The organism is Micromonospora saelicesensis (genome assembly GCF_900091575.1).
In the GTDB taxonomy this organism is placed as follows: Bacteria; Actinomycetota; Actinomycetes; order Mycobacteriales; family Micromonosporaceae; genus Micromonospora; species Micromonospora saelicesensis.
Window position 1 is genome coordinate 353,873 of sequence record NZ_FMCR01000005.1, and the last position, 21,582, is coordinate 375,454.

The 21,582-nt window shown below is 68.7% G+C and carries 20 protein-coding genes and 1 pseudogene; 13 read left to right on the forward strand and 8 right to left on the reverse strand.

The window, feature by feature from the left end:
- Positions 1-218 precede the first annotated feature (218 nt).
- Entirely contained in the window at positions 219-2,198 is a 1,980-nt protein-coding gene (locus GA0070561_RS22805) for an acyl-CoA dehydrogenase family protein (RefSeq protein ID WP_091404479.1), read from the reverse strand.
- A 629-nt stretch (positions 2,199-2,827) separates the two neighbouring features.
- Between GA0070561_RS22805 and GA0070561_RS22810 the strand changes: the two are divergent.
- From GA0070561_RS22810 to GA0070561_RS22835, 6 genes and pseudogenes are all read left to right on the forward strand, one after another.
- Positions 2,828-3,997, forward strand: a pseudogene (locus GA0070561_RS22810) (quaternary amine ABC transporter ATP-binding protein); the annotation flags it as partial.
- A gap of 68 nt (positions 3,998-4,065) precedes the next feature.
- Positions 4,066-4,959 (forward strand): ABC transporter permease, encoded by an 894-nt coding sequence (locus GA0070561_RS22815; protein ID WP_091404485.1) that lies wholly within the window; start codon positions 4,066-4,068, stop codon positions 4,957-4,959.
- A 77-nt stretch (positions 4,960-5,036) separates the two neighbouring features.
- The gene (locus GA0070561_RS22820) at positions 5,037-5,921 is read left to right on the forward strand and encodes a glycine betaine ABC transporter substrate-binding protein (protein ID WP_091404488.1); all 885 of its coding nucleotides are present in this window, start codon (positions 5,037-5,039) and stop codon (positions 5,919-5,921) included.
- A 193-nt stretch (positions 5,922-6,114) separates the two neighbouring features.
- Positions 6,115-6,543, forward strand: a complete 429-nt coding sequence (locus tag GA0070561_RS22825) for a PRC-barrel domain-containing protein (protein ID WP_091404491.1) — start codon at positions 6,115-6,117, stop codon at positions 6,541-6,543.
- A gap of 84 nt (positions 6,544-6,627) precedes the next feature.
- Positions 6,628-6,906 carry a BON domain-containing protein gene (locus tag GA0070561_RS22830; protein ID WP_091404493.1) on the forward strand — a complete coding sequence of 93 codons (279 nt, stop codon included), beginning with the start codon at positions 6,628-6,630 and terminating at the stop codon, positions 6,904-6,906.
- Between the two features lie 530 nt (positions 6,907-7,436).
- The gene (locus GA0070561_RS22835; protein WP_244166388.1) at positions 7,437-8,732 is read left to right on the forward strand and encodes a cation:proton antiporter; all 1,296 of its coding nucleotides are present in this window, start codon (positions 7,437-7,439) and stop codon (positions 8,730-8,732) included.
- Positions 8,733-8,935: 203 nt separating this feature from the next.
- Here GA0070561_RS22835 and GA0070561_RS22840 read toward each other — a convergent pair whose 3' ends face one another.
- Both GA0070561_RS22840 and GA0070561_RS22845 read right to left on the reverse strand, forming a co-directional pair.
- On the reverse strand, positions 8,936-10,429 hold the full coding sequence (locus tag GA0070561_RS22840) for a polyketide antibiotic transporter (protein ID WP_141710433.1): 1,494 nt from the start codon (positions 10,427-10,429) through the stop codon (positions 8,936-8,938).
- A 98-nt stretch (positions 10,430-10,527) separates the two neighbouring features.
- Positions 10,528-11,418 (reverse strand): ABC transporter ATP-binding protein, encoded by an 891-nt coding sequence (locus tag GA0070561_RS22845; RefSeq protein ID WP_091404503.1) that lies wholly within the window; start codon positions 11,416-11,418, stop codon positions 10,528-10,530.
- A gap of 208 nt (positions 11,419-11,626) precedes the next feature.
- Between GA0070561_RS22845 and GA0070561_RS22850 the strand changes: the two genes are divergently transcribed.
- From GA0070561_RS22850 to GA0070561_RS22860, 3 genes are read left to right on the forward strand one after another with little or no spacing between them, the layout of a single operon-like run.
- The gene (locus GA0070561_RS22850) at positions 11,627-12,553 is read left to right on the forward strand and encodes an ABC transporter ATP-binding protein (RefSeq protein WP_091404505.1); all 927 of its coding nucleotides are present in this window, start codon (positions 11,627-11,629) and stop codon (positions 12,551-12,553) included.
- Positions 12,531-13,319 carry an ABC transporter permease subunit gene (locus GA0070561_RS22855; protein WP_091404509.1) on the forward strand — a complete coding sequence of 263 codons (789 nt, stop codon included), beginning with the start codon at positions 12,531-12,533 and terminating at the stop codon, positions 13,317-13,319. Before GA0070561_RS22850 ends, GA0070561_RS22855 begins: the two co-directional genes overlap by 23 nt.
- 60 nt (positions 13,320-13,379) lie before the next feature.
- The gene (locus tag GA0070561_RS22860) at positions 13,380-14,429 is read left to right on the forward strand and encodes a PucR family transcriptional regulator (protein WP_091404512.1); all 1,050 of its coding nucleotides are present in this window, start codon (positions 13,380-13,382) and stop codon (positions 14,427-14,429) included.
- An 8-nt stretch (positions 14,430-14,437) separates the two neighbouring features.
- On the opposite strand, the gene nhaA is transcribed toward GA0070561_RS22860, so the two are convergent.
- The 5 genes from nhaA to GA0070561_RS22885 all read right to left on the reverse strand — a co-directional run bounded on the left by nhaA (position 14,438) and on the right by GA0070561_RS22885 (position 17,996).
- Positions 14,438-15,757 carry a Na+/H+ antiporter NhaA gene (gene nhaA, locus GA0070561_RS22865; protein WP_091404515.1) on the reverse strand — a complete coding sequence of 440 codons (1,320 nt, stop codon included), beginning with the start codon at positions 15,755-15,757 and terminating at the stop codon, positions 14,438-14,440.
- Positions 15,758-15,943: 186 nt separating this feature from the next.
- Complete coding sequence (locus GA0070561_RS22870) at positions 15,944-16,243, reverse strand: BON domain-containing protein (protein WP_091404519.1); 300 nt, start codon at positions 16,241-16,243, stop codon at positions 15,944-15,946.
- Positions 16,244-16,358: 115 nt separating this feature from the next.
- Positions 16,359-16,634 (reverse strand): GlsB/YeaQ/YmgE family stress response membrane protein, encoded by a 276-nt coding sequence (locus GA0070561_RS22875; protein ID WP_091404523.1) that lies wholly within the window; start codon positions 16,632-16,634, stop codon positions 16,359-16,361.
- 175 nt (positions 16,635-16,809) lie between these two features.
- Entirely contained in the window at positions 16,810-17,421 is a 612-nt protein-coding gene (locus tag GA0070561_RS22880) for an STAS domain-containing protein (protein WP_091404527.1), read from the reverse strand.
- Between the two features lie 152 nt (positions 17,422-17,573).
- Positions 17,574-17,996 (reverse strand): STAS domain-containing protein, encoded by a 423-nt coding sequence (locus GA0070561_RS22885; RefSeq protein WP_244166389.1) that lies wholly within the window; start codon positions 17,994-17,996, stop codon positions 17,574-17,576.
- Positions 17,997-18,144: 148 nt separating this feature from the next.
- On the opposite strand from GA0070561_RS22885, the gene GA0070561_RS22890 reads away from it, so the two are divergent.
- The 4 genes from GA0070561_RS22890 to GA0070561_RS33700 all read left to right on the forward strand — a co-directional run bounded on the left by GA0070561_RS22890 (position 18,145) and on the right by GA0070561_RS33700 (position 21,178).
- The gene (locus tag GA0070561_RS22890) at positions 18,145-18,834 is read left to right on the forward strand and encodes a response regulator transcription factor (RefSeq protein ID WP_091404533.1); all 690 of its coding nucleotides are present in this window, start codon (positions 18,145-18,147) and stop codon (positions 18,832-18,834) included.
- Positions 18,831-20,186, forward strand: a complete 1,356-nt coding sequence (locus GA0070561_RS22895) for a sensor histidine kinase (protein WP_091404536.1) — start codon at positions 18,831-18,833, stop codon at positions 20,184-20,186. The genes GA0070561_RS22890 and GA0070561_RS22895 overlap by 4 nt, the downstream gene beginning before the upstream one ends.
- Positions 20,183-20,746: a GerMN domain-containing protein gene (locus tag GA0070561_RS22900; protein ID WP_091404538.1), complete on the forward strand. Its 564-nt coding sequence runs from the start codon at positions 20,183-20,185 to the stop codon at positions 20,744-20,746. The genes GA0070561_RS22895 and GA0070561_RS22900 overlap by 4 nt, the downstream gene beginning before the upstream one ends.
- 249 nt (positions 20,747-20,995) lie before the next feature.
- Positions 20,996-21,178, forward strand: a complete 183-nt coding sequence (locus GA0070561_RS33700) for a hypothetical protein (protein WP_091404541.1) — start codon at positions 20,996-20,998, stop codon at positions 21,176-21,178.
- Positions 21,179-21,582 lie beyond the last annotated feature (404 nt).

A 21,582-nucleotide genomic window follows, 5' to 3' on the forward strand; every position in this document is an offset into this window, starting at 1 on the left:
CCGATCGGGATGGCGTCGTGAACGCGCAGCACTAGCTGAAACAAGTGCGTTGGTGAGCGCGAGAACGGTGCTCGCTCGAGTTCCTTGGCCCTGCTGATCACGGCTGACGTCCAGCGGATTTCGCGGTGGAACTGGGGGAGCGTCCCGCTCGCCGAGAGCAGTGCCGCGAGCGCCGCGGCACCTGCCGGACGTCCGCGAGGAGACGCGCCTCGCACCTCCTACGCCGGTACCACCTGCCAATCGCCAGCAGCGTCGTGGGCGGTCATGGTGTCCTGCCGGCCGGGTTCCTCTCGCAGGATTGCGCAGTGCAGCCAGGTGTCCGGGATGGCGAAACCGTCCACGAGCGTGCGCAGGTGCGGGCGCAGGTCTTTGAGTAGGCCGTTCACGACGCTGGTGATCGCCTTGGAGCGGGCTGGCGTGAGTCGGCCGTGTTCCAGGAACCAGCCCTTGTTGGTCTCGATGACGCTGAGCGCGTACAGGTCACAAACGCGCGAGAGTAGCGCCCGGACCGCGGTGTCGGCGGTGTCTTCGATGCCGGCGACGAACGCCTCCAGGGTGATCCGGTCGATGTGCGCCGCGGCGACGGCGAGGACATGGTCCTGCACGTCATTGAAGATGTCGAAGGGGTGGTCCTTCTTGGTGGCCGCGCCGTTGCGCAGGCGGCGGACCGCGCCGTCGAGGAGGTGCTTCTCGCGGTCCTCGAAGACCTTGAGCTGCCAGCCTCGGTCGGTGACGGCGACTTCGTCGTCACGGCCGGGTACGGCGCTGATCAGCCGTTCGATGAGCGACCGCGCGGCGGTGCGTTCGAGCACCATCTCGCGGACCTGCTCGGCGACGAAGGAGGCGCGCCCCCAGCCGTCCAGCGAGCCGAACTCGTCCCGGTAGCCGGTGAGCAGTCCCTTGGCCACCAGCTGCAGCAGCACGGTGTTGTCGCCCTCAAAGGTGGTGAAGACGTCGGTGTCGGCCTTGAGGCTGGGTAGCCGGTTCTCGGACAGGTAGCCGGCGCCGCCGCACGCCTCGCGGCACATCTGGATGGTGCGGGTCGCGTGCCAGGTCTGCGCGGCCTTGAGACCGGCGGCCCGGGACTCCAGCTCCCGTTGCCGGTGTTCGTCGACCGGCCCGTCGCCGCCCTGCACCTCACTGAGCGCGGCGACCAGCTCGGTCTGGGCGAAGTGCAGCGCGTACGTGGTGGCCAGGGCGGGCAGCAGCTTGCGCTGGTGGGCCAGGTAGTCGTTGAGCAGCACCTCCCGGTCGGCGTCGGGCGTGCCGAACTGGCGGCGGATGTCGCCGTAGCGCACCGCGATCGTGAGCGCCGACTTGGTGGCCGCCGACGCGGCGCCGCCGACGCTCACCCGGCCACGGACCAGGGTGCCGAGCATGGTGAAGAAGCGTCGGGAGTCGTTCTCGATCGGGCTGGAGTACGTCCCGTCCGGTGCGACCTGACCGTAGCGGTCCAGCAGCATGTCCCTCGGCACCTGTACGTGGTCGAAGGTGAGCCGCCCGTTGTCCACGCCGAGCAGGCCGGCCTTGGGCCCGGCGTCGCCGATGCGCACGCCAGGCAGCGGGTTGCCCTGCGCGTCGCGGATCGGCACCAACCACGCGTGTACGCCGTGCCGCCGGCCGTTCGTGATCAGCTGTGCGAAGACCACCGCCATCCGCCCGTCCCGGGCGGCGTTGCCGATGTAGTCCTTGCGGGCCGCCTCGTGCGGGGTGTGCAGGTCGAAAGTCTGCGTCTGCGGGTCGTACGTGCAGGTGGTGCGCAGCTGCTGGACATCGGAGCCGTGCCCGGTCTCGGTCATGGCGAAGCAGCCGAAGACCGTGCCCGAGACGATGTCCCGGAGATAGGCGTCATGGTGCCGGCGGGTGCCGAGGGCCGCGACCGCGCCGCCGAACAGGCCCCACTGCACTCCGGCCTTGACCATCAGTGACAGGTCGACCTGCGCCAGCATCTCGCTGGCGATGATCGAGCCGCCGACATCGGAGCTGCCGCCGTACTCGGTGGGGAAGGCCGACGCCATACCCAGCTCGGCGGGGAGTTCGGTGAGCAACCGGGTGATCCGCTCCCGTGCCTGGTCGCCGGTCTCCCCGTAGACCGGCAGGAAACGCGCGTCGAGGTGCTCCCGGTGCGCGTTGCGGACTGCGGCCCACGGTCCGTCGAGCACGTCCCGCAGGCGAGCGAGGTCGATGTGATCGAGCATGGTTCCCCCCTCAGCTGACGGCAATGGTGTCGGCAGCGCCCGATCAAGAATACCGACGCCTCGGTGAGTCGCTAAGGGGAGACCGTGGTGAGAGGGCGCACCGATCACGTAACCCCACGCCCGCCTGATCGCTTGTCACGACGATTTGGGGTGTCGGCTGAATGGAGATGGTGTCTTCGAAGTCGGCCGCAATCGGAAGCTGCGGCACTGCGCCGAAGGTGAGATTACGCGATCGAGCCACGATGGAATATGACAGTTGTATGACAGTTCTCTATCAACCCCAACAAATTCTGGAACTGCTCTCCCCGGTCGGGCATCGGCCCGCTGGTGGGAGGCGTTCCAGGGTGACGATCGGCGCAGGCTTCACCAATCCTGCCCGGTCTGGCCGCTGCGGGCGATGGGTTGCGCAACATCCGCTGGACGACCAGTCCGGCACCGGTGCTCGCAAATTTTTGTGTGCATATCCACAACCCTGCGGTGCCGACTGGATTTGTGGCGAGTGCGTCGGTAGGTTTCGCCGCCGGGCCTATGTGCCCTGCGGAACGTGATCGATGTTGATATCGACGAAGAGACGCGAAGATGGCGCCGGTGATGCGATACACCAGCCGGTTTCCGTCGAAAGGGGGATCGTGTCCGCGCTCATAGTGCAGTCGCTCTACAAGATTTTCGGCAGCCGGGCTGACGAAGCGGTACGACGCCTGGCGGACGGCAAGCCCCGCGCCGAGGCGCTCGCCGGGCTGCCGGCCACGGCCGCGGTGATCGATGCGAACTTCGAGGTACGCCCCGGCGAGATCTTCGTCGTCATGGGCCTCTCCGGTTCCGGAAAGTCGACCCTGATCCGGATGCTCAACGGCCTGCTGCAGCCCACCAGGGGAAGCGTGCGGGTCGATGGGGTCGAGTTGACCACGCTCAAGCCGGCTGCGCTGCGCAAGCTGCGCCGCGAGAAGGTCAGCATGGTGTTCCAGCACTTCGCGCTCATGCCGCATCGGACGGTGCTGGAGAACGCCGGGTACGCGCTGGAGGTCGCCGGGCTGCCCAAGGCCGAGCGGCGTGAGCGGGCCATGGACGCGCTGCGCATGGTGGGCCTGACGGAGTGGGCGGACAACCTGCCGCACGACCTTTCCGGCGGCATGCGGCAGCGGGTCGGGTTGGCCCGCGCGCTCGCGGCCGGCACCGAGATCCTGCTGATGGACGAGGCGTTTTCGGCGCTGGACCCGCTGATCCGCCGGGAGATTCAGGACCAGCTCCTGGAGCTTCAGGCCGAACTGGGCAAGACGATCATCTTCATCACGCACGATTTGAACGAGGCCATGCGGCTCGGCGACCGGATCGCGGTGATGCGGGACGGTCGGATCGTTCAGATCGGCACCGCCGAGGAGATCCTGACCGACCCGGCCAACGACTACGTGGCGCAGTTCGTCGCCGACGTCGACCGGACCCGAATCCTCACCGCCGCATCGGTGATGGAGAAGCCCCAGCAGGTGCTCGACGTCAACGCCGGTCCGCGGGTCGCCGCCAAGGCGTTGCGGGAAAGCCAAACCTCGGTGGTCTACGTGACCGGTCCGATGAAGCGGTTCCTCGGCACGGTCACCGAGGACGAGGTGTTGCGGGCGCTCCGCGAGGGCCGTCCCCACCTCGACGGTTACGTGTCGACCGAGCGGGTGCGCACGGTCACCGCGGACACCTCGGTGGCCGACCTCTTCGCCGACTGCGCGGAGAGTCAGCACCCGGTGGCCGTTCTCGACGAGCGTGACCGGCTGATCGGGGTGATTCCCCGGATCACGCTGCTCAGTGCGCTGGCCGCCGCGACCCCGGACGAGCCGACACAGGACCAGGTGGAACTGGTTGGAACGAAGGGAGAGCCGGCATGAGCCTGACGCAGTCGCCGCTGGACAGTTGGCTGCCCCGGGTGCCGCTGGGCGCCTGGACCGAGTCCGCCGTCGACTGGGCCACCGGTGCCCTCGGCCCGTTCTTCGACGGTGTCGCCGCGGTGGTCGAGGCGTTGGTGCGACCGCTCAATGACCTGCTCACCGGCGTACCGGCGGTGGTGGTCGTGCTGGTGCTCGCCGGGCTGGGTTGGTGGCTGCGTGGGTGGAAGTTCGCCCTCGGCACCGCGGTCGGCCTTGGCCTGGTGGCCGGAATGCCGTACTGGGAGGAGACCATGAGCACGCTCGCGCAGGTGCTCGTGGCCAGCACCCTGGCGTTGCTGATGGCTATCCCGCTGGGTGTGCTGGTCGCTGAGAACAAGCGGGCCTCCGCGGTGGCCCGGCCGGTGCTGGACCTGATGCAGACCATGCCCGCGTTCGTCTACCTCATTCCGGCGATCTTCTTCTTCGGCATCGGCACCGTGCCGGGCGTGCTGGCCACCCTGGTCTTCAGCATGCCGCCCGGCGTCCGCCTGACCGAGCTGGGTCTGCGCCAGGTCGACAAGGAAATCGTCCAGGCCGCCGAGTCGTTCGGTGCGCCACCGTGGATGGTGCTGCTGCGGACCAAGCTGCCGCTGGCACTGCCCACGATCATGACCGGCGTCAACCAGGTCATCATGCTGGCCCTGTCCATGGTGGTGATCGCCGGCATGGTGGGCGCCGGCGGCCTCGGCGACGTGATCATGTTCGCGTTGTCCCAGGTCGAGGTGGGCAGCGGCTTCGAAGGTGGGATCGCGGTCGTGATCCTCGCCGTGGTACTCGACCGCCTCACCGACTCGGCGGGCGACCGTTTCCCGTCCGCCCGGGCGCAACGCCTCGCGCGGCAGGCCGCCTGACCGTCGCTCTCCGCCGGCAGTCCCCTTTCCCGCGTACGCGGGTTCGCCGGCATACCCAAAAGAGGAAGGACAACCCTTTGTTCACGACACTGAAACGCGCCCTCGCGCTCACGGTGACCGCCACCCTGGCTCTCGGTGGTGCTGTCGCCTGCGGCGAGCAGGACGACGCGTCGGACAACGGCAAGAAGATCACCATTGGTTACATGGCCTGGGACGAGGCGATCGCCGCGTCCCACCTGTGGCAGGACATCCTGCAGGACAAGGGCTACGAGGTTGAACTCAAGAACCTGGAGGCCGGTCTCGTCTACGGCGGTCTCGCCAACGGCGACATCGACCTGTTCCTGGACAGCTGGCTACCCCAGACGCACGCCTCCTACCTGGAGAAGTACGGCGACAAGCTGGAAAAGCTCGGCATCTGGTACGACGACGCCAGCCTGAGCATCGCCGTGCCGAAATATGTCGAGGGCGTCAACTCGCTGGCTGATCTGGCCGGCAATGCCGGCAGCTTCGGCGGGGACATCATCGGGATCGAGCCGGGTGCAGGTCTGACCAAGGCCACCCAGGAGAAGGTCATCCCCGAGTACGGCCTGGACGGCAAGCTGAAGCTGAAGACCTCCTCCACCCCGGCGATGCTGGCCGCCTTGGACAGCGCGATCGCCGACAAGAAGCCGATCGTTGTCACCCTCTGGCACCCGCACTGGGCCTACGCGAAGTACGAGCTGAAGGACCTCGCCGACCCCAAGGGCACCCTCGGCCAGGCCGAGCAGATCAACACACTCGCCCGTACCGGCTTCGGCAAGGACTTTCCCGAGGTCACCGCGATGCTGAAGAAGTTCAAGATGGACGGTGAGCAGCTCGCGTCCCTGGAGGACCTGATGTTCAACACTCACAAGGGCGACGAGGAGAAGGCCGTTGAGGAGTGGCTGAAGGCCAACCCGGAGTATCTCAAGACGCTCTCCTGAAACCGCGTGACTCGTGGGGCCCCGCCGGTTCGGCGGGGCCCCACGTCGTTTCCGCCAGTGGCTCGACGTCCCGTCACGCACCGGCACGGTGAGCCGTCACGAAAACGGGCCGGAAGCGTCATCGCTCTGTCGTCTAGTCCCGGCCGTTGCCTGGGTAGCGAACAAGGATCAGACGCTACGGAAGGAGCAGCTCATGCCACACGACACGACGGCGATTCTGGTCAAGCTCGGTGACTCCGGGCAGACGATCGCGGATGCCGAGCACGACGTGCGCGGTCGGCGCGTCCTCGACGTCGACGGTGACGACCTGGGCAAGGTTGACGACCTGCTGATCGATCGCGACGAGCACAAGGTGCGGTTCCTACGTGTCGAGCACGGGGGGATCCTCGGCATCGGCGCGACCGCGACGTTCCTCCCCGTCGAGGCGGTCAGTGACGTCACCGACGACACCGTGCGGGTCGACCTGACTCGGGAGAAGATCGAGCAGGCCCCAACGTACGACCCGGAGGTCGTCGAGGAAACCGGCTACTACGAGGACGTGTACTGGTACTACGGCTACGCGCCGTTCTTCAGCCCGCGTGGGGTTGCTGCGCCGTACCCGGTGCCCCCGACCCGACGCTGAGTTTCGGCTGTCCCCCCGACCGGCCGGTGTTTCGGCGGCCGGACACGGCCCGCCGAAACACCGAATCATCTGTGAGGGAACGTCATGACCTACGTCCCCTGGTTTCTGCCCGAGAACTTTCCATCGTTGATCCAGGTCCAGCCGGCCTCTGAGGATGCCCGGCTGGCCTGCCGGCTACTGGAGAGCATGCAGCGCGATCCCCGCTTGCGTCACGAACGCATCTGCATCGAGGTGCAGAACCGCGTGGTCATCCTGGACGGCGTGGTCACGTGCGCCGACGTGAGTAGGGAGGCCCACGCGCGCGCCTGGAGCACTGCGGGAGTGCACGACGTCAACAACCGGCTACGCCCGCTGGAGCGGTGACAGTCGGTCCAACGGACACCGTTGACGGTGGGCGCCCCGGCCACAGCACATGCCGGTGGCCGCTGGTGAGGGCGGGCCGGTCTGATGACGACCATCGGACCGGCTCCCCTCAACCTCCCGGCACCATCGGCCAGATGGCCCAGATCCGCCACCGTCGTTCGCGCCGCGCATGTTGCCGTGGTCGGTGATCGCCACAGCTGCGCGGTCTGCCTGCGGTGTGGCCCCGGACGCTGGTTCTCAGCGAGCCCGGCAGGGCGGTAACCGTGATGTCGACCTCGGTTCCGGCATGCAGAACCGCGACGCCACCTTGATGGCGTTTTCCGCGAAGCGGTCCCGTACTCGTCGGGTGACCTGGTCCTTGACCTGTCGGGCGGCGCGTACGGGCACCACGAATCGTGCCGACAGTTCGACCCGGTTTGAGGTGGCGCGGACGAACACGCCGTCGGCGGGCCGTTATGATCTGCGAGGTCTGTGGAGCGCCGGGAAGTCTGGTCGGCACCGTGTTGAACCCTGCGCCCCGGAGGTTTCCTGTGCTGCTCCTCTGCTTCGCCGCTGTCCTGCTCGCCGCCGTGCTCGTGTCGGCGCTCGCGCACCGGACGATCCTGTCCACGGCGGCGCTGTTCCTGGTCGCCGGCTTCGCCCTCGGTGAGGACACCACCGGGGTGTTGCACCTGCAGGCCGACTCGCCGATCGTGGCTCAACTGGCCGAATTGGCCCTGTTCACGGTGCTGTTCAGCGACGGGATGCGCGTGGGCTGGGCGGATCTGCGCAGCGCGTGGCGGCTGCCCGGCCGGGCGTTGGGCTGGGGTCTGCCGCTGACGCTGCTGGTGACCGCAGTGCTGGCGCACTATGTGGCCGGGTTGGGCTGGGCGGAGGCCCTCCTGATCGGGGCGATCCTGGCGCCCACGGATCCGGTGTTCGCGGCCGCGTTGGTCGGCAACGACAAGGTGCCCGCGCGGCTGCGGCACCTCCTCAACGTCGAGTCCGGGGTGAACGACGGACTCGCGCTGCCATTCGTGGTGGTGCTGCTCGCGGTCGCGGCCGGCTCCGACAACCTGCACCTGGGCGAGTTGACCACCGAACTGGCCGTCGGCCTGGCGATCGGGGTGCTGGTGCCGCTGGCGGCGCTCGCGCTGGAGCGAACCCGCTTCTTCGCTGCCTCGGCGGCGTACGCGCCGCTGAACGGGGTCGCGATCGGCCTGCTGGTGCTGGCGCTCGGCAAGGCTACCCACGGTAATCTGTTCCTTGCCGCGTTCGCTGCCGGTATCACGGTGGCGACCTTCGGGCCCAGGGAACGTGCGGCGTTCGAGCATTTCGGGGAGAACATCGCCGAATTGCTCAAGCTGGGGGCGCTGCTGGTGTTCGGTGCCCTGATCTCGGTGGAGTTCCTCGGCGACATCTCCTGGACCGGTTGGGTCTTCGCCGTTCTGGCCATCGTGGTCGCCCGCCCGATCGCACTGTGGATCTCGTTCCTGCGCTCAGGGCTGAGCCTGCGGGAGCAGGCGGCCGCCATGTGGTTCGGGCCCAAGGGCTTCGCCTCGGTCGTCTACGGCCTGCTGGTAATCGAATCCGGCATCGCCGCAGCCGACGAGATCTTCCACCTGGTCGCGCTCACGATCGTCATCTCGATCCTGGCGCACTCCTCGACCGACGTCGTGATCGCTCAGGCCTTTGACGACACCCGCGACACGCCCAACTGGCACAACGCGCTACGCCGGGTGCGTCGGCGGATAGCGGTCCCACGTCGGCCTGCCGGCGACCCTGCGGCGGTTGCCGCGCCGGATATCGACGGTGAGGCCGAGGACGGTCAGGCAAACGCGAAGTAACGGAGCGGGTGGCGCTGACGGCGATGACGTTGCCACGGAGGCCGACGTCAAGCGCGAGTGCCACCATGGCAGGGGACGACGGCAAGGTCACGGCTCGCACGATGACTCGGGTGCTCTGAGACGCCACCGAGCCGGCGGTCTGCAGGTGGATGACGCGACGTCTGAGTGCGCCACACCGCGGACCGTGTTTGTGATGGGGCTGGTCAGGCACTCAGGTCGCGCCGGCGGTAGCCGATCGCGCCGGCGACCGCTCCTGCTGCGGCGGTGCCGGCCATCACCCACGCTGCGAGCCGGGCCGGTTCGGTGGCCGGTACCGCGGCCAGGTGCGCGAACGGGGACAGCGCGCGGATCCAGGAGGGCGCGTTGACGCTGTCGGCGATGACCTGCCAGATGAACCCGCCAACGGCCGGAAGAGCGCCGATCGCCGCGACGGCGCGTGGTGTCCATCCGAGCGCCAGGACCGCAGCTCCCAGACACAGCAGCACAACCGGCACGACGTTCCAGGCGCCCGCGATCGCGTCGCCGAGCGTAAGGCCGGCATGGACAGAGGCCGTGCCGGCCCACATGGCGACTCCCGCGACCGTGATCAGGACCAGCGCGGCGCAGCCAGCGACGGCCGCCTCGGCGCCCAACAGCCGCACCCGGGTCACCGGTGCGGCCAGCAGCAGGGTGAGACGCCGGGCATTTTCGTCCGCCGCGACGGCGGCGAGCCGCACGGCGACGAACACCCCGACCGGAACGGCCAGCAACGCGAACATGGTGGCCGCGTAACCCTCGACCGTGCCGAGCGCCGGAAAGCCGGCCTGGGCCGCCATGGCCGCGAACTGGGGGTTGCCGGTCAGGAATTCAGTCATGGACCGGGCAATCAGTCCCAGGAGCAGGAAGTACGCGCCGATCCCGGCTGACCATGCGACCGACGGCCGCATGGTGCGCCGTACGGAGAAGCTGAGCACCGAACCGAGCAACGCGGTACGCGCCGGCCGGCTGCCGACCGTCGCAAGAATCCCCGCGCCGACGTCACGCCGCGCCGCGAGCCGACTGGCGAGGGCCAGCAACAGCACTGCGGCGCACGTCAGCACCAACACCGGTAGCCCTCGATTGGTGTCGAACGGGCGGGTGAGCGCCAAGAGCCCGATCGGGGACAGCCACCGAAGCCAGGCCAGCGTGGGCACACCGTCGCCGACCATCCGCATCAGGAGCCCGACGACCAGGACAGCGGACGCGGCACCGTTGGCCGCCGACCGGCTGGCGAACATCTGCGCCGTGACGCCCCCGACGGCGACGAAGAAGAGCCCGACGGCAGCGAGCCCGGTTCCGTGCAACAAGGAACCCGGGGCGTCCACTCCCGCAGCGATCATCGCCGCCGCGGTCGCCGCTCCGACGAGGACCGGAACGACGGCCAGGACACCGAGGTGCTGGCGGACAGCCTCGGCGAGGGTGGTGCGGCCGGACAGCAACAGACTCCACCGGCCGGCATCCTCCTCTTCTCGGGTGATCCGGGTGGCGGCGAGCATCGCCCACACCCCGAGCAGGACGGCCAGGACGGTGCCCGTGCGCCACACCGTGAACCCGCCCGCCTGGTCGAGCGCGACCGGCTCGCCGAACAGGGTGCGGATCGCGGGGTTGCGGGCCAGCGCCGCCAAGGCGGCCGGATCCAGGGCGTCCGTGCGGTAGCCAACCACCACCAGGGCAGACATGCCCGCACACACGGTGGTCACGACCAGGGCGCCGCGGCGTACCTGGCGCACTGCGAGCCCTCTCAGTACATGCTCCGGGCGGGCTGCTGTCGTCGCGGTCATCGGGCGTTCTGCCCGTAGTAGGCGAGGAAGATCTCCTCCAGGCTCTGCTCGCGGACGACGATCGTCGCCACGTCAGCGTCGGCCAGGGCGCGCAGCGCCGCGGCGGGGGAGCCGTTCAGGGTGAACCGCACGGACGCGGCACCGTCTTCGTGCAGGCCGTTGACGCCGGGGACGCCGGTGAGGTCCGGTGGCGCGCCGGTGAATGTGGCGGCCACCTCGGTGTGGTGCAGTCGACGCAGCTGTGCGACGGACGCCACCTCCACCAGTTCGCCAGCGCGCAGGATGCCGACGCGGTCGCAGACGGCCTCGACCTCGGCGAGCTGGTGGGAGCTGAGGAACACCGTCTGCCCGTTGTCGCGGGCAACCCCGACCGCCTGCCGGAACTGCAGTTCCATGAGCGGGTCCAGGCCGCTGGTCGGTTCGTCCAGCACCAGTAGAGGTGCCCGGGTGGCGAACGCCGCGATCAGAGCGACCTTCTGCCGATTGCCCGTCGAGTAGGTGCCGGCAGGTTTGGACACATCGAGTGCGAATCGTTGGACGAGCTCGTCGCGGTAGGCGGTGTCCGTGCCAGGGCCGATGCGGGCGAGCAGGTCCAGCACCTCGGCGCCGGTCATCCGTGGCCACAGCGCCACATCCGCAGGCACGTAGGCGAGGCTGAGGTGGGCGGCGGCGACGTCGGCGGCGTCCTTGTCGAAGATCCAGGCCTGTCCGGAGGTGGGTCGGGCAAGGCCGAGCAGCAGCCGGATCGTGGTTGACTTTCCGGCGCCGTTGGGGCCGAGAAACCCGAACACCTCGCCCGCTGCGACGTCGAGGGTGAGGTCATCGAGGGCGAGTAGCCGCCCGTACCGCTTGGACAGATGTTCGGTGCGCAGGGCAGAAATGCCCATCGGAGCCTCCAGAGCCGCAGCACGACATGACCTGCCGACCAGACTTCCCGGCGCACCTGAGGCGAGAGTACTCCCGGCGGTCGCGGCGCGGAGGCCGCCCGGCCTGACGATCGGGCTACGGGCTTCCGACGTTCGGCAACGGCCTCAGCGAGATGTCGGCCGAATGCTGACCTGGATGCCGTCGAGGAAAGCCCGCGACGATGTGGGCATGACAAGCGACATCGCCCTACTCACCGAGGACCTGACCAAGTTCTATGGTCAGCGTCGCGGTATCGAGGGGCTCAGCCTGGAGGTTCGTGCCGGGGAGGTGGTGGGTTTCCTGGGACCGAACGGTGCCGGGAAGACAACCACGATCCGGCTGCTGTTGGACTTTCTGCGCCCCACTCGTGGACACGCGACTGTGCTCGGGCTCGACCCGCGCAGGGACAAGGCCGCACTGCACCGTCAGATCGGCTACCTGCCCGGTGAGCTCGTGTTTCCCGGGCGGGACAAGGCGGAAGACCTGCTGCGTTTCTTCGCTGCGGCGCGCGGTGGTGTGGCCTGGTCGCAGGTGACCGAGTTCGCGGAGCGGCTCGACCTGGACCTCTCTCGTTCGGTACGGACGATGAGCAAGGGCAACAAGCAGAAGGTGGGGTTGGTGCAGGCGTTCATGCACCGACCGGCGGTGCTGGTCCTGGATGAGCCGACCAGTGGGCTGGATCCACTCATGCAGCAGGAGTTCCTGGCCATGGTGCGCGATGCCAGCCTTGCAGGGCAGACCGTCTTCATGTCCTCTCATGTGCTGGCCGAGGTGCAGCAGGCGGCCGACCGGGTCGCCATCGTCCGCGACGGCCAGTTGGCCGCGGTCCAGCGGGTTGAGTCACTGGGAAAGCGGGCGGTCCGCGCCGTCGAGATTCATTTCGATGACCCGGTGGACCCGGCGGAGTTCAGTGTCCTGCCCGGAGTGAGCGACGTGGTGGTGTCCGGGCCGGTGCTGAAATGCACTGTCGACGGCCGCATCGATCCGCTGATCAAGGCGGCGGCGCGTCATGAGGTGGTGGACATGTTGTCGGCCGAGCCCGACCTGGAAGAGACGTTCCTGTCGTTCTACTACCACGGGGAAGGAGCCGGCGATGCTTCCCGCGCTGGTGCGTAAGACCTGGCGTGACGACCGCCTGGCATTGACCGGTTGGGCCAGTGGCGTTGCCGCTTTCACCGCCATCTACACCTCGTTCTACAGCCAGTTCCAGGGTGCTGCGGAGCTGAAGCAGGACGCTCTGCCCCAGGGCATGCTGGACTTCCTCGGCATCGCCGACATGCTGTCCCCGGCCGGCTATCTTCAGGCGACCATCTTCAGCCTGGTCGGCCCACTGCTGGTCCTGATGTGCGCCATCACGCTGGCTGCCCGCACGATCGCTCGGCCGGAGGAGGACGGTGGCATGGAGCTGATGCTGGCCAACCCGGTCTCTCGCGCCGCTTTCGCCTGGCAACGGGCGGTCGCCGCCGGCAGCGCGCTCACCGGGATCGCCGCCATCCCCGGGCTCCTGCTGATGATCATTGTTCCCTGGATCGGCATGGACATCCCCCTGTCCAACGTCGCCGCCGCGTCGGCCGGCCTGGTCGCCATGGTGTGGAGCTTCGCTGGCGTCGCCTTCCTCGTTGGCGCCGCCACTGGAAAACGGGCTGCCGTCCTCGGGATCACCGGTGGCCTCGCCGTGGCCGCCTACATGGCCAACGCCATCGGCGGCATGCTCGACGGGTGGCACTGGGTGCGCTGGTTGTCACCGTTTCACTACTTCATCGGCACGGACCCGCTGCACACTGGTTGGCACCCAGCCGAGCTGCTCACCCTCGTGCTCCTCGGTGCGGTAACCACGACCGCCGGAGTCATCGTGTTCGACCGCCGCGACATCGGTGTGTAAACCTGAGGCTGGTGGCCTCCGGTTACCGGCGGCCACCAGCACGCCGACAAGGAACAGCCCATGAACGACGACACCTGGCTGGCGGCCAACTGCCAGGATCTGCTGTACGTCCCGGCCAGTGCCCGGCGTCAGGCAGCGGTCAACCTGGGTGCCCGCGCCGCGAATGAGGGGCTCAAGCTACGCGAGCTGGTCTCCGGCCTGCTGGATGCCACCACCGCCCGCTGGAGTGCCACCCCGGTCGAGCCAGCCGACACCGCCATCGCCGTGCATTCCCGGGCCGAGACACTGCTGGACAGCACCCGTGTCCTGCTTACTGCCGCAGTGGACGGTTATACCCGCCAGAACCGTGCCGAACTGGATCGCCACGACAACGAACGTGCCGCTTTCGTCAACGACCTGCTCACCGGCCGCGCCGACCCGGGCGGTCTGGCCGAGCGCGCACACCGGTACGGCATCCGCCTGTCGGCCACCCACACCGTCCTCATCGCCCGTGCGGCCGGCTTGACTCCCGGCATCACGCACCGTATCGATGCCGCACTGGCTTCCAGGTTCGGCGAAGGCAACACCCTCACCACCCTCCGCGACGACGACGTGGTCTGCATCAGCGCCGGCGGCCTACGCGGCGTTGCGGCCGAACTCGCCCACCTGCTCCTCACCGAACTCGGCGCGGGCAACTGGCAGATCGCCGTCGGCCGCGCCCAACCTGGTGTGCACGGCCTGGCCACGTCCCTGGACGAGGCCCGCCACACCCTCGACTACGCCGTCAGGCTCGGCTTCGTCACACCCGTACTCAACGCTGCCGATCTGCTGGTGTTCCCCGTGCTCCTGCGTGACCGCGACGCCATCATCGACCTGGTGACCACGGTCCTCGGGCCACTGACCACGGCGCGCGGCGGTGCCGAGCCGTACCTGGAGACCCTGTCCGTGCTCTTTGACAACCAGGGCAACCACACCGCGACCGCTCGGCAGATGCACCTGTCTGTCCGCGCGATCACCTACCGACTCGACCGCATCCGGGATCTAACCGGCTACCACCCTGGCGAAGCCACGCAACGGTTCACCCTGCAAACAGCCGTACTCGGCGCTCGGCTGCTCGGCTGGCCACCGTAGCCGAGAGCTCAGGACGGCCTTGTCGTGGTCGGCTGTTCCTCGTAGACGTCTGGCACCCCGTCGGCGTCGCTGTCGCGCTCCTCCAGCGCGCAGACCCCCTGGTAATGCCGATTACGAGCGCGTAGAACGACGGTTGCCAGCACCGCCGACAGCAGCGATCCGAGCAGAACACCGATCTTGGAGTGGTCGTCGCGTTCGGTGCCAGCGCCGAACGCCAGCTCGCCGATCAGCAGCGACACCGTGAAACCGACCCCGGCCAGCAGCGCCAATCCCACCATGTCCCACCAGGCGAGCCCTTCCGCGAGCCGGGCCCGGGTGAACCGCTGCACGAGCCAGGTGGCACCGAGGACGCCAGCCGCCTTGCCCACCACCAACCCGACCATCACGCCCAGGGCGACCGAGTCGGTCAGGGTCGCCCCGAGGCCACCCGCCCCGGCTACCGAGACTCCGGCGGCGAAGAACGCGAACACCGGTACCGCGACCCCGGCGGACAGGGGCCGGATTCGGTGTTCGAAGTGCTCCGCCAGGCCAGGGCCAGGTCCCGGCTTGCGGCGTAGCACCGGCACGGTGAAGGCCAGCGCGACCCCGGCGACGGTGGCATGCACCCCGGAGGCGTGCACCAGCGCCCACGTCGTGGCGGCAAGCGGCAGCAGCAGCCACCAGGACCGCACCCGGCGCTGAACCAGCAGAGCGAACAGCGCCATCGGGGCCAGCGCGAGCAGCAGCGGCCCGAAGTGCAGGGAACTGGTGTAGAAGACCGCGATGATCACAATGGCCAGCAGGTCGTCGACCACCGCGAGGGTGAGCAGAAAGGTGCGCATCGCCGAGGGCAGGCTGGTGTTGATCACGCCGAGCACGGCGAGGGCGAACGCGATGTCCGTGGCGGTCGGGATCGCCCACCCGGTCAACGCTCCGTCGCCGGCCCCCACGTTGAACGCCACGTAGATCAACGCCGGCAGCGTCATGCCGCCGAGAGCGGCGGCGACCGGAAGCATCGCCCGGCGGGGCTCCCGTAGGTCACCGGCGACGAACTCGCGCTTGAGCTCCAGCCCGGCGACGAAGAAGAAGATCGCTAGCAGGCCATCGGCGGCCCACTGCGCCAATGAGAGGTCCAGGTGCAGCGCCTCGGGGCCAACGGTGACGTCGGCGAGTGAGCGGTACCCGTCGGACCAGGGAGAGTTCGCCCAGGCGAGAGCAAGCACGGCGGCGACCAGCAGCAGCACCCCACCGACCGTTTCGGTCCGGAGAATGTCTCCGATCCGGCGTACCTCAGGCCAACTCCTGCGGCTGAGCAGGAGTGGCGTGTGGTTCGCCGGTGGGCGGCTCATCGTGGTCCTCCGGTGGGGTCGGTGACGAAGTCGCCGACCAGTCTTCCCGGCACACCGGCTACTACGTTAGCCAAACGACGATCATCAGCCTGTCACCGCCCCTGAAAACGGGAGCGTGTCATCCACGGCCAGGCAGTGTGCAGTCTGAGGGGTCATCAGCGCCGTGGATGTGGCTTTGAGCCGGAGTCACCGTCGGCTACGCCGCGGGCCGCTGAGCCGCAGTGTGTTGCAGATGTCGAAGATGCCCGGCACGTCGTAGGCGAGGTCCGCCGCAACCTGCCGCGCGTTCGCATCACTCACCACGCCGGCGAGGATGACGACCCGGTTCTGCACGGAAACGGTGATCTGCTGGCGCCTCGTGGTCCAGTCGATGCTCAACCGCTGTGCGACCAGCGCCTCAAGTCTCAGGTCCTCGTGGTCGGGCTCGGGCTGGTGCGAGGTGTCGGCAAACCAATTTTCATCGGGCAACGGCCATGGCATGTACATGGTCAGCTCCTTGATTGTGACGAGGCCGGGCGGGATAGCGGACGGTGAGCCGCTGATGTCCTCAGGCTGGTCAGGAACGCGGTCGGGTGAGACTTGTCAGGTCCTCGTCTCCGGTTCAGGGCGAGTCGGATGGATCGGGCCTGGCGGTGGCCACGACGAGTACGACGCCGATGCCGGCGAGGCCGGCCTGGACGACCAGGGTCCTGAGGTTGAGGCTGCTGGTATCGACGCCTGCGAGACGGGCGACGATGCTGCCCGCCAGCGCGGCGACCACCCCGACGGACACTGTCAGCCAGATCGGGGTCTCCTGGCGTCCTGGGACGACGAGCCTGCCGAGCAGGCCGGCAGCGACGCCGACGAGGAGCGCGGTGACGAGGCCAACGATGCTCATGGGCTCCCTCGGATCTCCTTCAAGTACGAGTGCTACGACAATTGAGGGCCGGTTCTCGAGATTCGCCGCGCCATCAGCGGCCATTCGAATGGCCACTGGCTCCTTGTGACCCGATTCCAGGGGTGTCGGTTGTCCCCACCGGCGGCGAGGATGCCTTCGGTCCGGAGGAGTGCGATCAATAACGGGTGGCGGCGACGGCGGTTGGCCGCTCCGGCACCGACCCCTTGGACAGTTGGGCGAGGGCGTCTTCGCGGCTGTCGAAAATGGGGAAGGCTCCGTCCAGGCGCATCGTGTGCAGGACGGTGCGGATGAACCGCGACGGCGCGGCCAGACAGAGGGTGGCCCCACGATCTCGGGCTTCGCGGTGGGCGCGGACGAGGTGACCGAGGCCGGTGGAGTCGATGAGGTGTACTCGGCTCAGGTCGACCACGACGTGCCCGCCCATGTCGGCTGCATGCCGCAGGGCGGTGCGCAGGGTGTCGCCGGTGTCGAGATCGACGTCACCCCCGGCGGCGACAACGGTCACGTCGTCGAGGTGGTCGATGCCGAGGATGCCGCCAGGACCGTGGTCGCCGCACGACGCGTGGCCGCCACCAGGGAGCGGCAGGAGGCTGCAGTGTGGGCAGCGGTGCGGGCCGGTGGCGAAGGGGGAACCGCTCCAGCCCTGTTCGGACACCAGGGTCCAGACGACCTCGGCATCGGGGAGCACGCACGCGGTGGCCTTGACGGTGTCGCCGCAGGTGTCGCAGATCAGGGTCATGAGGTGGTCGTCCGGGACAACGGTCATTCTTCTGGTCCTTCCTGGGGCCATGTCTACCGATGGGGTGGGACACGGCGATCGTGCAGAGCTGATGCGGAGGTCGCGCTCTCGAGCGTGGCGTTTCCGGCGCTGATAGCCGTTGTGCCCCATGGTGGGCAGGGAAGTCCGCTGGGCGGTCGTCAGTGAGCGACTTTTACCGAGGCGCGACCATGAGCGACCAGCGCCGGCTGTGTGCGGGTTGGTGCCTGCCCGCCCGGTGGGGTGCCGGGCGGCGACGATGGGGCAGTGTCGACGACCGGCAGGACCTGGTGCAGGCGGGCGGCGTGCAGGATGCGTCGGATGCGCGGGTTCGGATCGCGGACGGTGAGGACCCCGTCGGCGCGGGCCAGCCGCCGGTGCACATCGAGTAGCAGGCCGATCCCAGCGGCATCGATGTGCCGGCACCCGGACAGGTCGACCACCATCTGTGCGGGATGCAGGGCAAGCAGGCGATCGAACACTGCTCCGGTCGCCGGCAGACAGGCCAGGTCGAACTCGGTGACGCGCACCTCGACCAGCGGCAGCGTGCACGGCGTAGTTGCGAGCGGCCCTGTCACAGGCACACCCCTCTCCCTCGCGGATCCGGTCACCTGTCACCCTGCCGGGCGGGTTTCGCGGCTACCACGCGGATCTGTGACAGTTCCGTGACAAATCAGCCAACCGGCCGCCACGGTTGGCAACCGAGCCGGTCGGCTGGGGATGATGCCGGGTATGACGGCCGTACTGGTGATCGAGGACGACGACCGCATCCGCTTGGCGTTGTTGCTCGCACTGGAGGACGAGGGTTACGACGCGGTGGGCGCGGCCACGGCCGAGGAAGGGCTGCGCGCGCAGCGGCGCGATCCCGCCGACTACGTGCTGGTCGACCTGATGCTGCCTGGTCTCGACGGCTTCGAATGCATTCGGCAGCTGCGCCGTGACGACGACGTCCCGATCGTGGTGGTCAGCGCCCGCGACGACACCCACGACATCGTCGCCGCCCTGGAGGCCGGCGCCGACGACTATCTCGTCAAGCCGGTGGCGATCAAGGAACTGACCGCGCGGCTGCGCGCCCTTCGCCGCCGCGCCCGTACCGGCGCCGCCGGGCACACGCCGGAGCCGGTGCCCGTGCTCGTGGTCGGTGAGCTGGAGATCAGCCCTGACGGGGGAGAGGTGCGCAAAGCCGGCCAACCCGTACCGGTCACCCGTACCGAGTTCCGGCTGCTCTGCGAGCTGGCCGAGCACGCCGGCCGGGTGCTGTCCCGCCAGCAACTGCTCGAACGGGTCTGGGGGTACGACAGCGGCGACGAACGGCTCGTCGACGTGCATGTCGGCCGTCTGCGGCAGAAGATCGAGTCCGACCCGGCGAACCCCCGGCACCTGGTCACCCTGCGGGGCCTGGGCTACAAGCTGCAACGATGAGACGTCTCGGACTGCGTACCCGGGTGACCGCCGCGTTCGCGGTCGGCGCGCTTCTGCTCTCGGCGTCGATGGCCCTGGTCTCCTACGAGTTGACCCGCCGATCCCTGCTCGATGAGCGGGAACGCACCGCCCTGCGCGCAGCCTACTTCGACGCTACCGTCGTCCGTGCCGGGCTCGACACTGACACCCCCGATGTGGTGGAGGTGCTTCGTTCGCTGGACACGGGCGGGAGTCGGCGGCCGGTGCTGCACCTGGACGGCGAGTGGTATGCCCGTACCGCCGACCCCAGCACCACCGCTGCCATCCCCGTTGAGCTGCGTCGGGTCGTCGCGGCCGGCGAGCCCGCGGTGCAGCGGGTACGCGTCGACGGCCAATCCGTCCTGGTCGTCGGGGTGCCCCTGTCCGCGTCCGCGACGTACTTCGAGGTCAACTCGCTCCGAGAACTGGAACAGACGTTCCAGGTCCTGGCGCTCGCGCTGACCACCGTCGCGATCATGGTCGCCGGCTCCGGCGCGGCCCTCGGCTGGTACGCCACCCGGCACGGGCTGCGGCCGCTGACTGCGGTCGCCGACGCGGCCGAGAAGATCGCCGCGGGTGACTTCACCGCCCGCCTCGACACGGCCACCGACCCCGACCTGACCCGGCTTTCCTCCTCGTTCAACCAGATGGTCGACCGCCTCGCGCACCGCATCGAGCGGGACCGCCGCTTCGCCGCCGACGTCAGCCACGAGCTGCGCTCACCACTGCAGACCCTCGCCGCGGCGGCCAGCGTCCTGGCCCGCCGTCGGGAACACCAGGACGAACGCACCGCCATCGCGGCCGGGCTCGTCGCCGACGAGATCGACCGTTTCCAGCGGCTCGTCAACGACCTGATCGACCTGGCCCGCAGCGACCAGCCCGCCCACCGGGCCCCCGTGGACGTCGTCGCGCTGGCCCGCGACGCCTGCCGTGCCCTCGACCTGCCCACGACGCTCGTCCATCTCGCACCCGACGTGCCGGCGACGTGGCTGGTCGAGCGGCGCCGTGTCGCGCAGGTCCTGGCGAACCTGCTCGACAACGCGGTGACCTACGGAGGCGGTCCAGCCGGCGTCCGGCTGAGCCGCGACGGCAGCACTGGCGTGATAGAGGTCGAGGACGACGGACCCGGTGTGCCCGTCGAGGACCGCGAGGCGATCTTCGACCGTTTCGTCCGGGGGCGAGCAGCTCACACCCGGGGCGCCGGCGACGGCACAGGGCTCGGACTCGCGCTGGTCGCGCAGCACGCCGCAGCACACGCCGGACACGTCACCGTCGGTGACCGGCCCGGCGGAGGCGCCTGCTTCCGTGTCACCCTGCCGGAGAGCCTGCCATGAACCATCGTTATCTCGTCGCACTGGCGCTTGCCGCGCTGCTGACCAGCTGCAGCATCCCCACCGACGATGCCCCCCGCGTAGTGCAGGCACCACAAGGGCCGTTTCAGAGCTCCACGCCCGTCGACACCAGCCCACCAGTCGGCCCTGCCGCCGAGACGCTCTGCTTCGTCCGCGACAACCGCATCATCTCTTTCGTCCGGCGCGTCGAGCGGCCACCAACGATCGAGGACCAACTGCGGCATCTGCTGGCCGGGCCCACCGCCGCCGAACGCGCTACCGACTTGACCAGCGCGCTGCCAGGAGCGGTCAACGCCGCCGGTGTCACAGTGGCCGGCACCCAGGCCCGCGTTGGGGTCGACGAACCCGGCGACGACGCCGGCCGCAGCGACGAGGTCCTCGCCTTCGGGCAAATCGTCTGCACCCTCACCAGCCGCGACGACGTCACCACCGTCACATTTTCCCGTGATGGCCGACCTCTCAGAGTGCCGCGCGCTGACGGTTCACTGTCCGACCAGCCCCTCACTCGCGCCGATTTCGCGCCACTGATCACCCCTCGTTGACCTTCGCCTCTACCGCGCCTGGACCCGCGCGAGCCTCCGGGCTGCCCTACAGCGCATCTATGCAAACAATGACCGACAGGCGGTTTACGGTCCATCGGTAGTCCAGCGAACGCTCCTCGTCAGTCCACTTCGGCACCTGCCTGACCTCGGCCGCCGCCGTCATCCTGCTGCTCCTGCTCGCCGAGCTGCTGATGCTGCCGCTGGGTCGAAGGGGTGCCCCCGGGCCTCAGAATCACCCTGGATCGTCTTGTGCGGCTGACCGAAACGGCGCTCAGCAGCACCGACGTAATTTTGAAACGAGACCAGGAGACCACTGAGCGAGCTGATGCCGAGAGGCGGCAGAGCATCCGCCGCGAGCGTTGGATGCTCGTCATCGGAGCCCTCGCCGGTCTGCTCCTCGCCATCCTGAGCCACCAGGTGGGGCTTACCTGAGGCGCGTGATCACTTCGGTCAGCTCCAGCCGTGTGTGAGGTCACGGTAAGCACGGCCTGCCGCAGCTTCTCGCCTAGATCAACGTTTTAACGATGATCTTCGCTGGAAGTTGTGGCCGTCCCCTTGGCGCGGTACCAGCGGTGACGCGGCCCCTCGCTGGCATAACGGCGATCGTGGCCCGGATCTCTCTCGACGCTGGGGGGTGACTGCCGTGGGCGGGTGAGTCGATCACTACGGGGCAGGGACCGGCGAGACCGTGGCCGCGCTCGACGTGATCCCGACGCCGGGACACACCGCACCGGACCAGTGACCTCCCGGAGGCGCCAGCTTCAAGACCACGAAGTCGATCACGATCTTCAGTGCTTCGCTCGACGTCCGCATCCCCGCGGCGGTCAGGCGGAGGC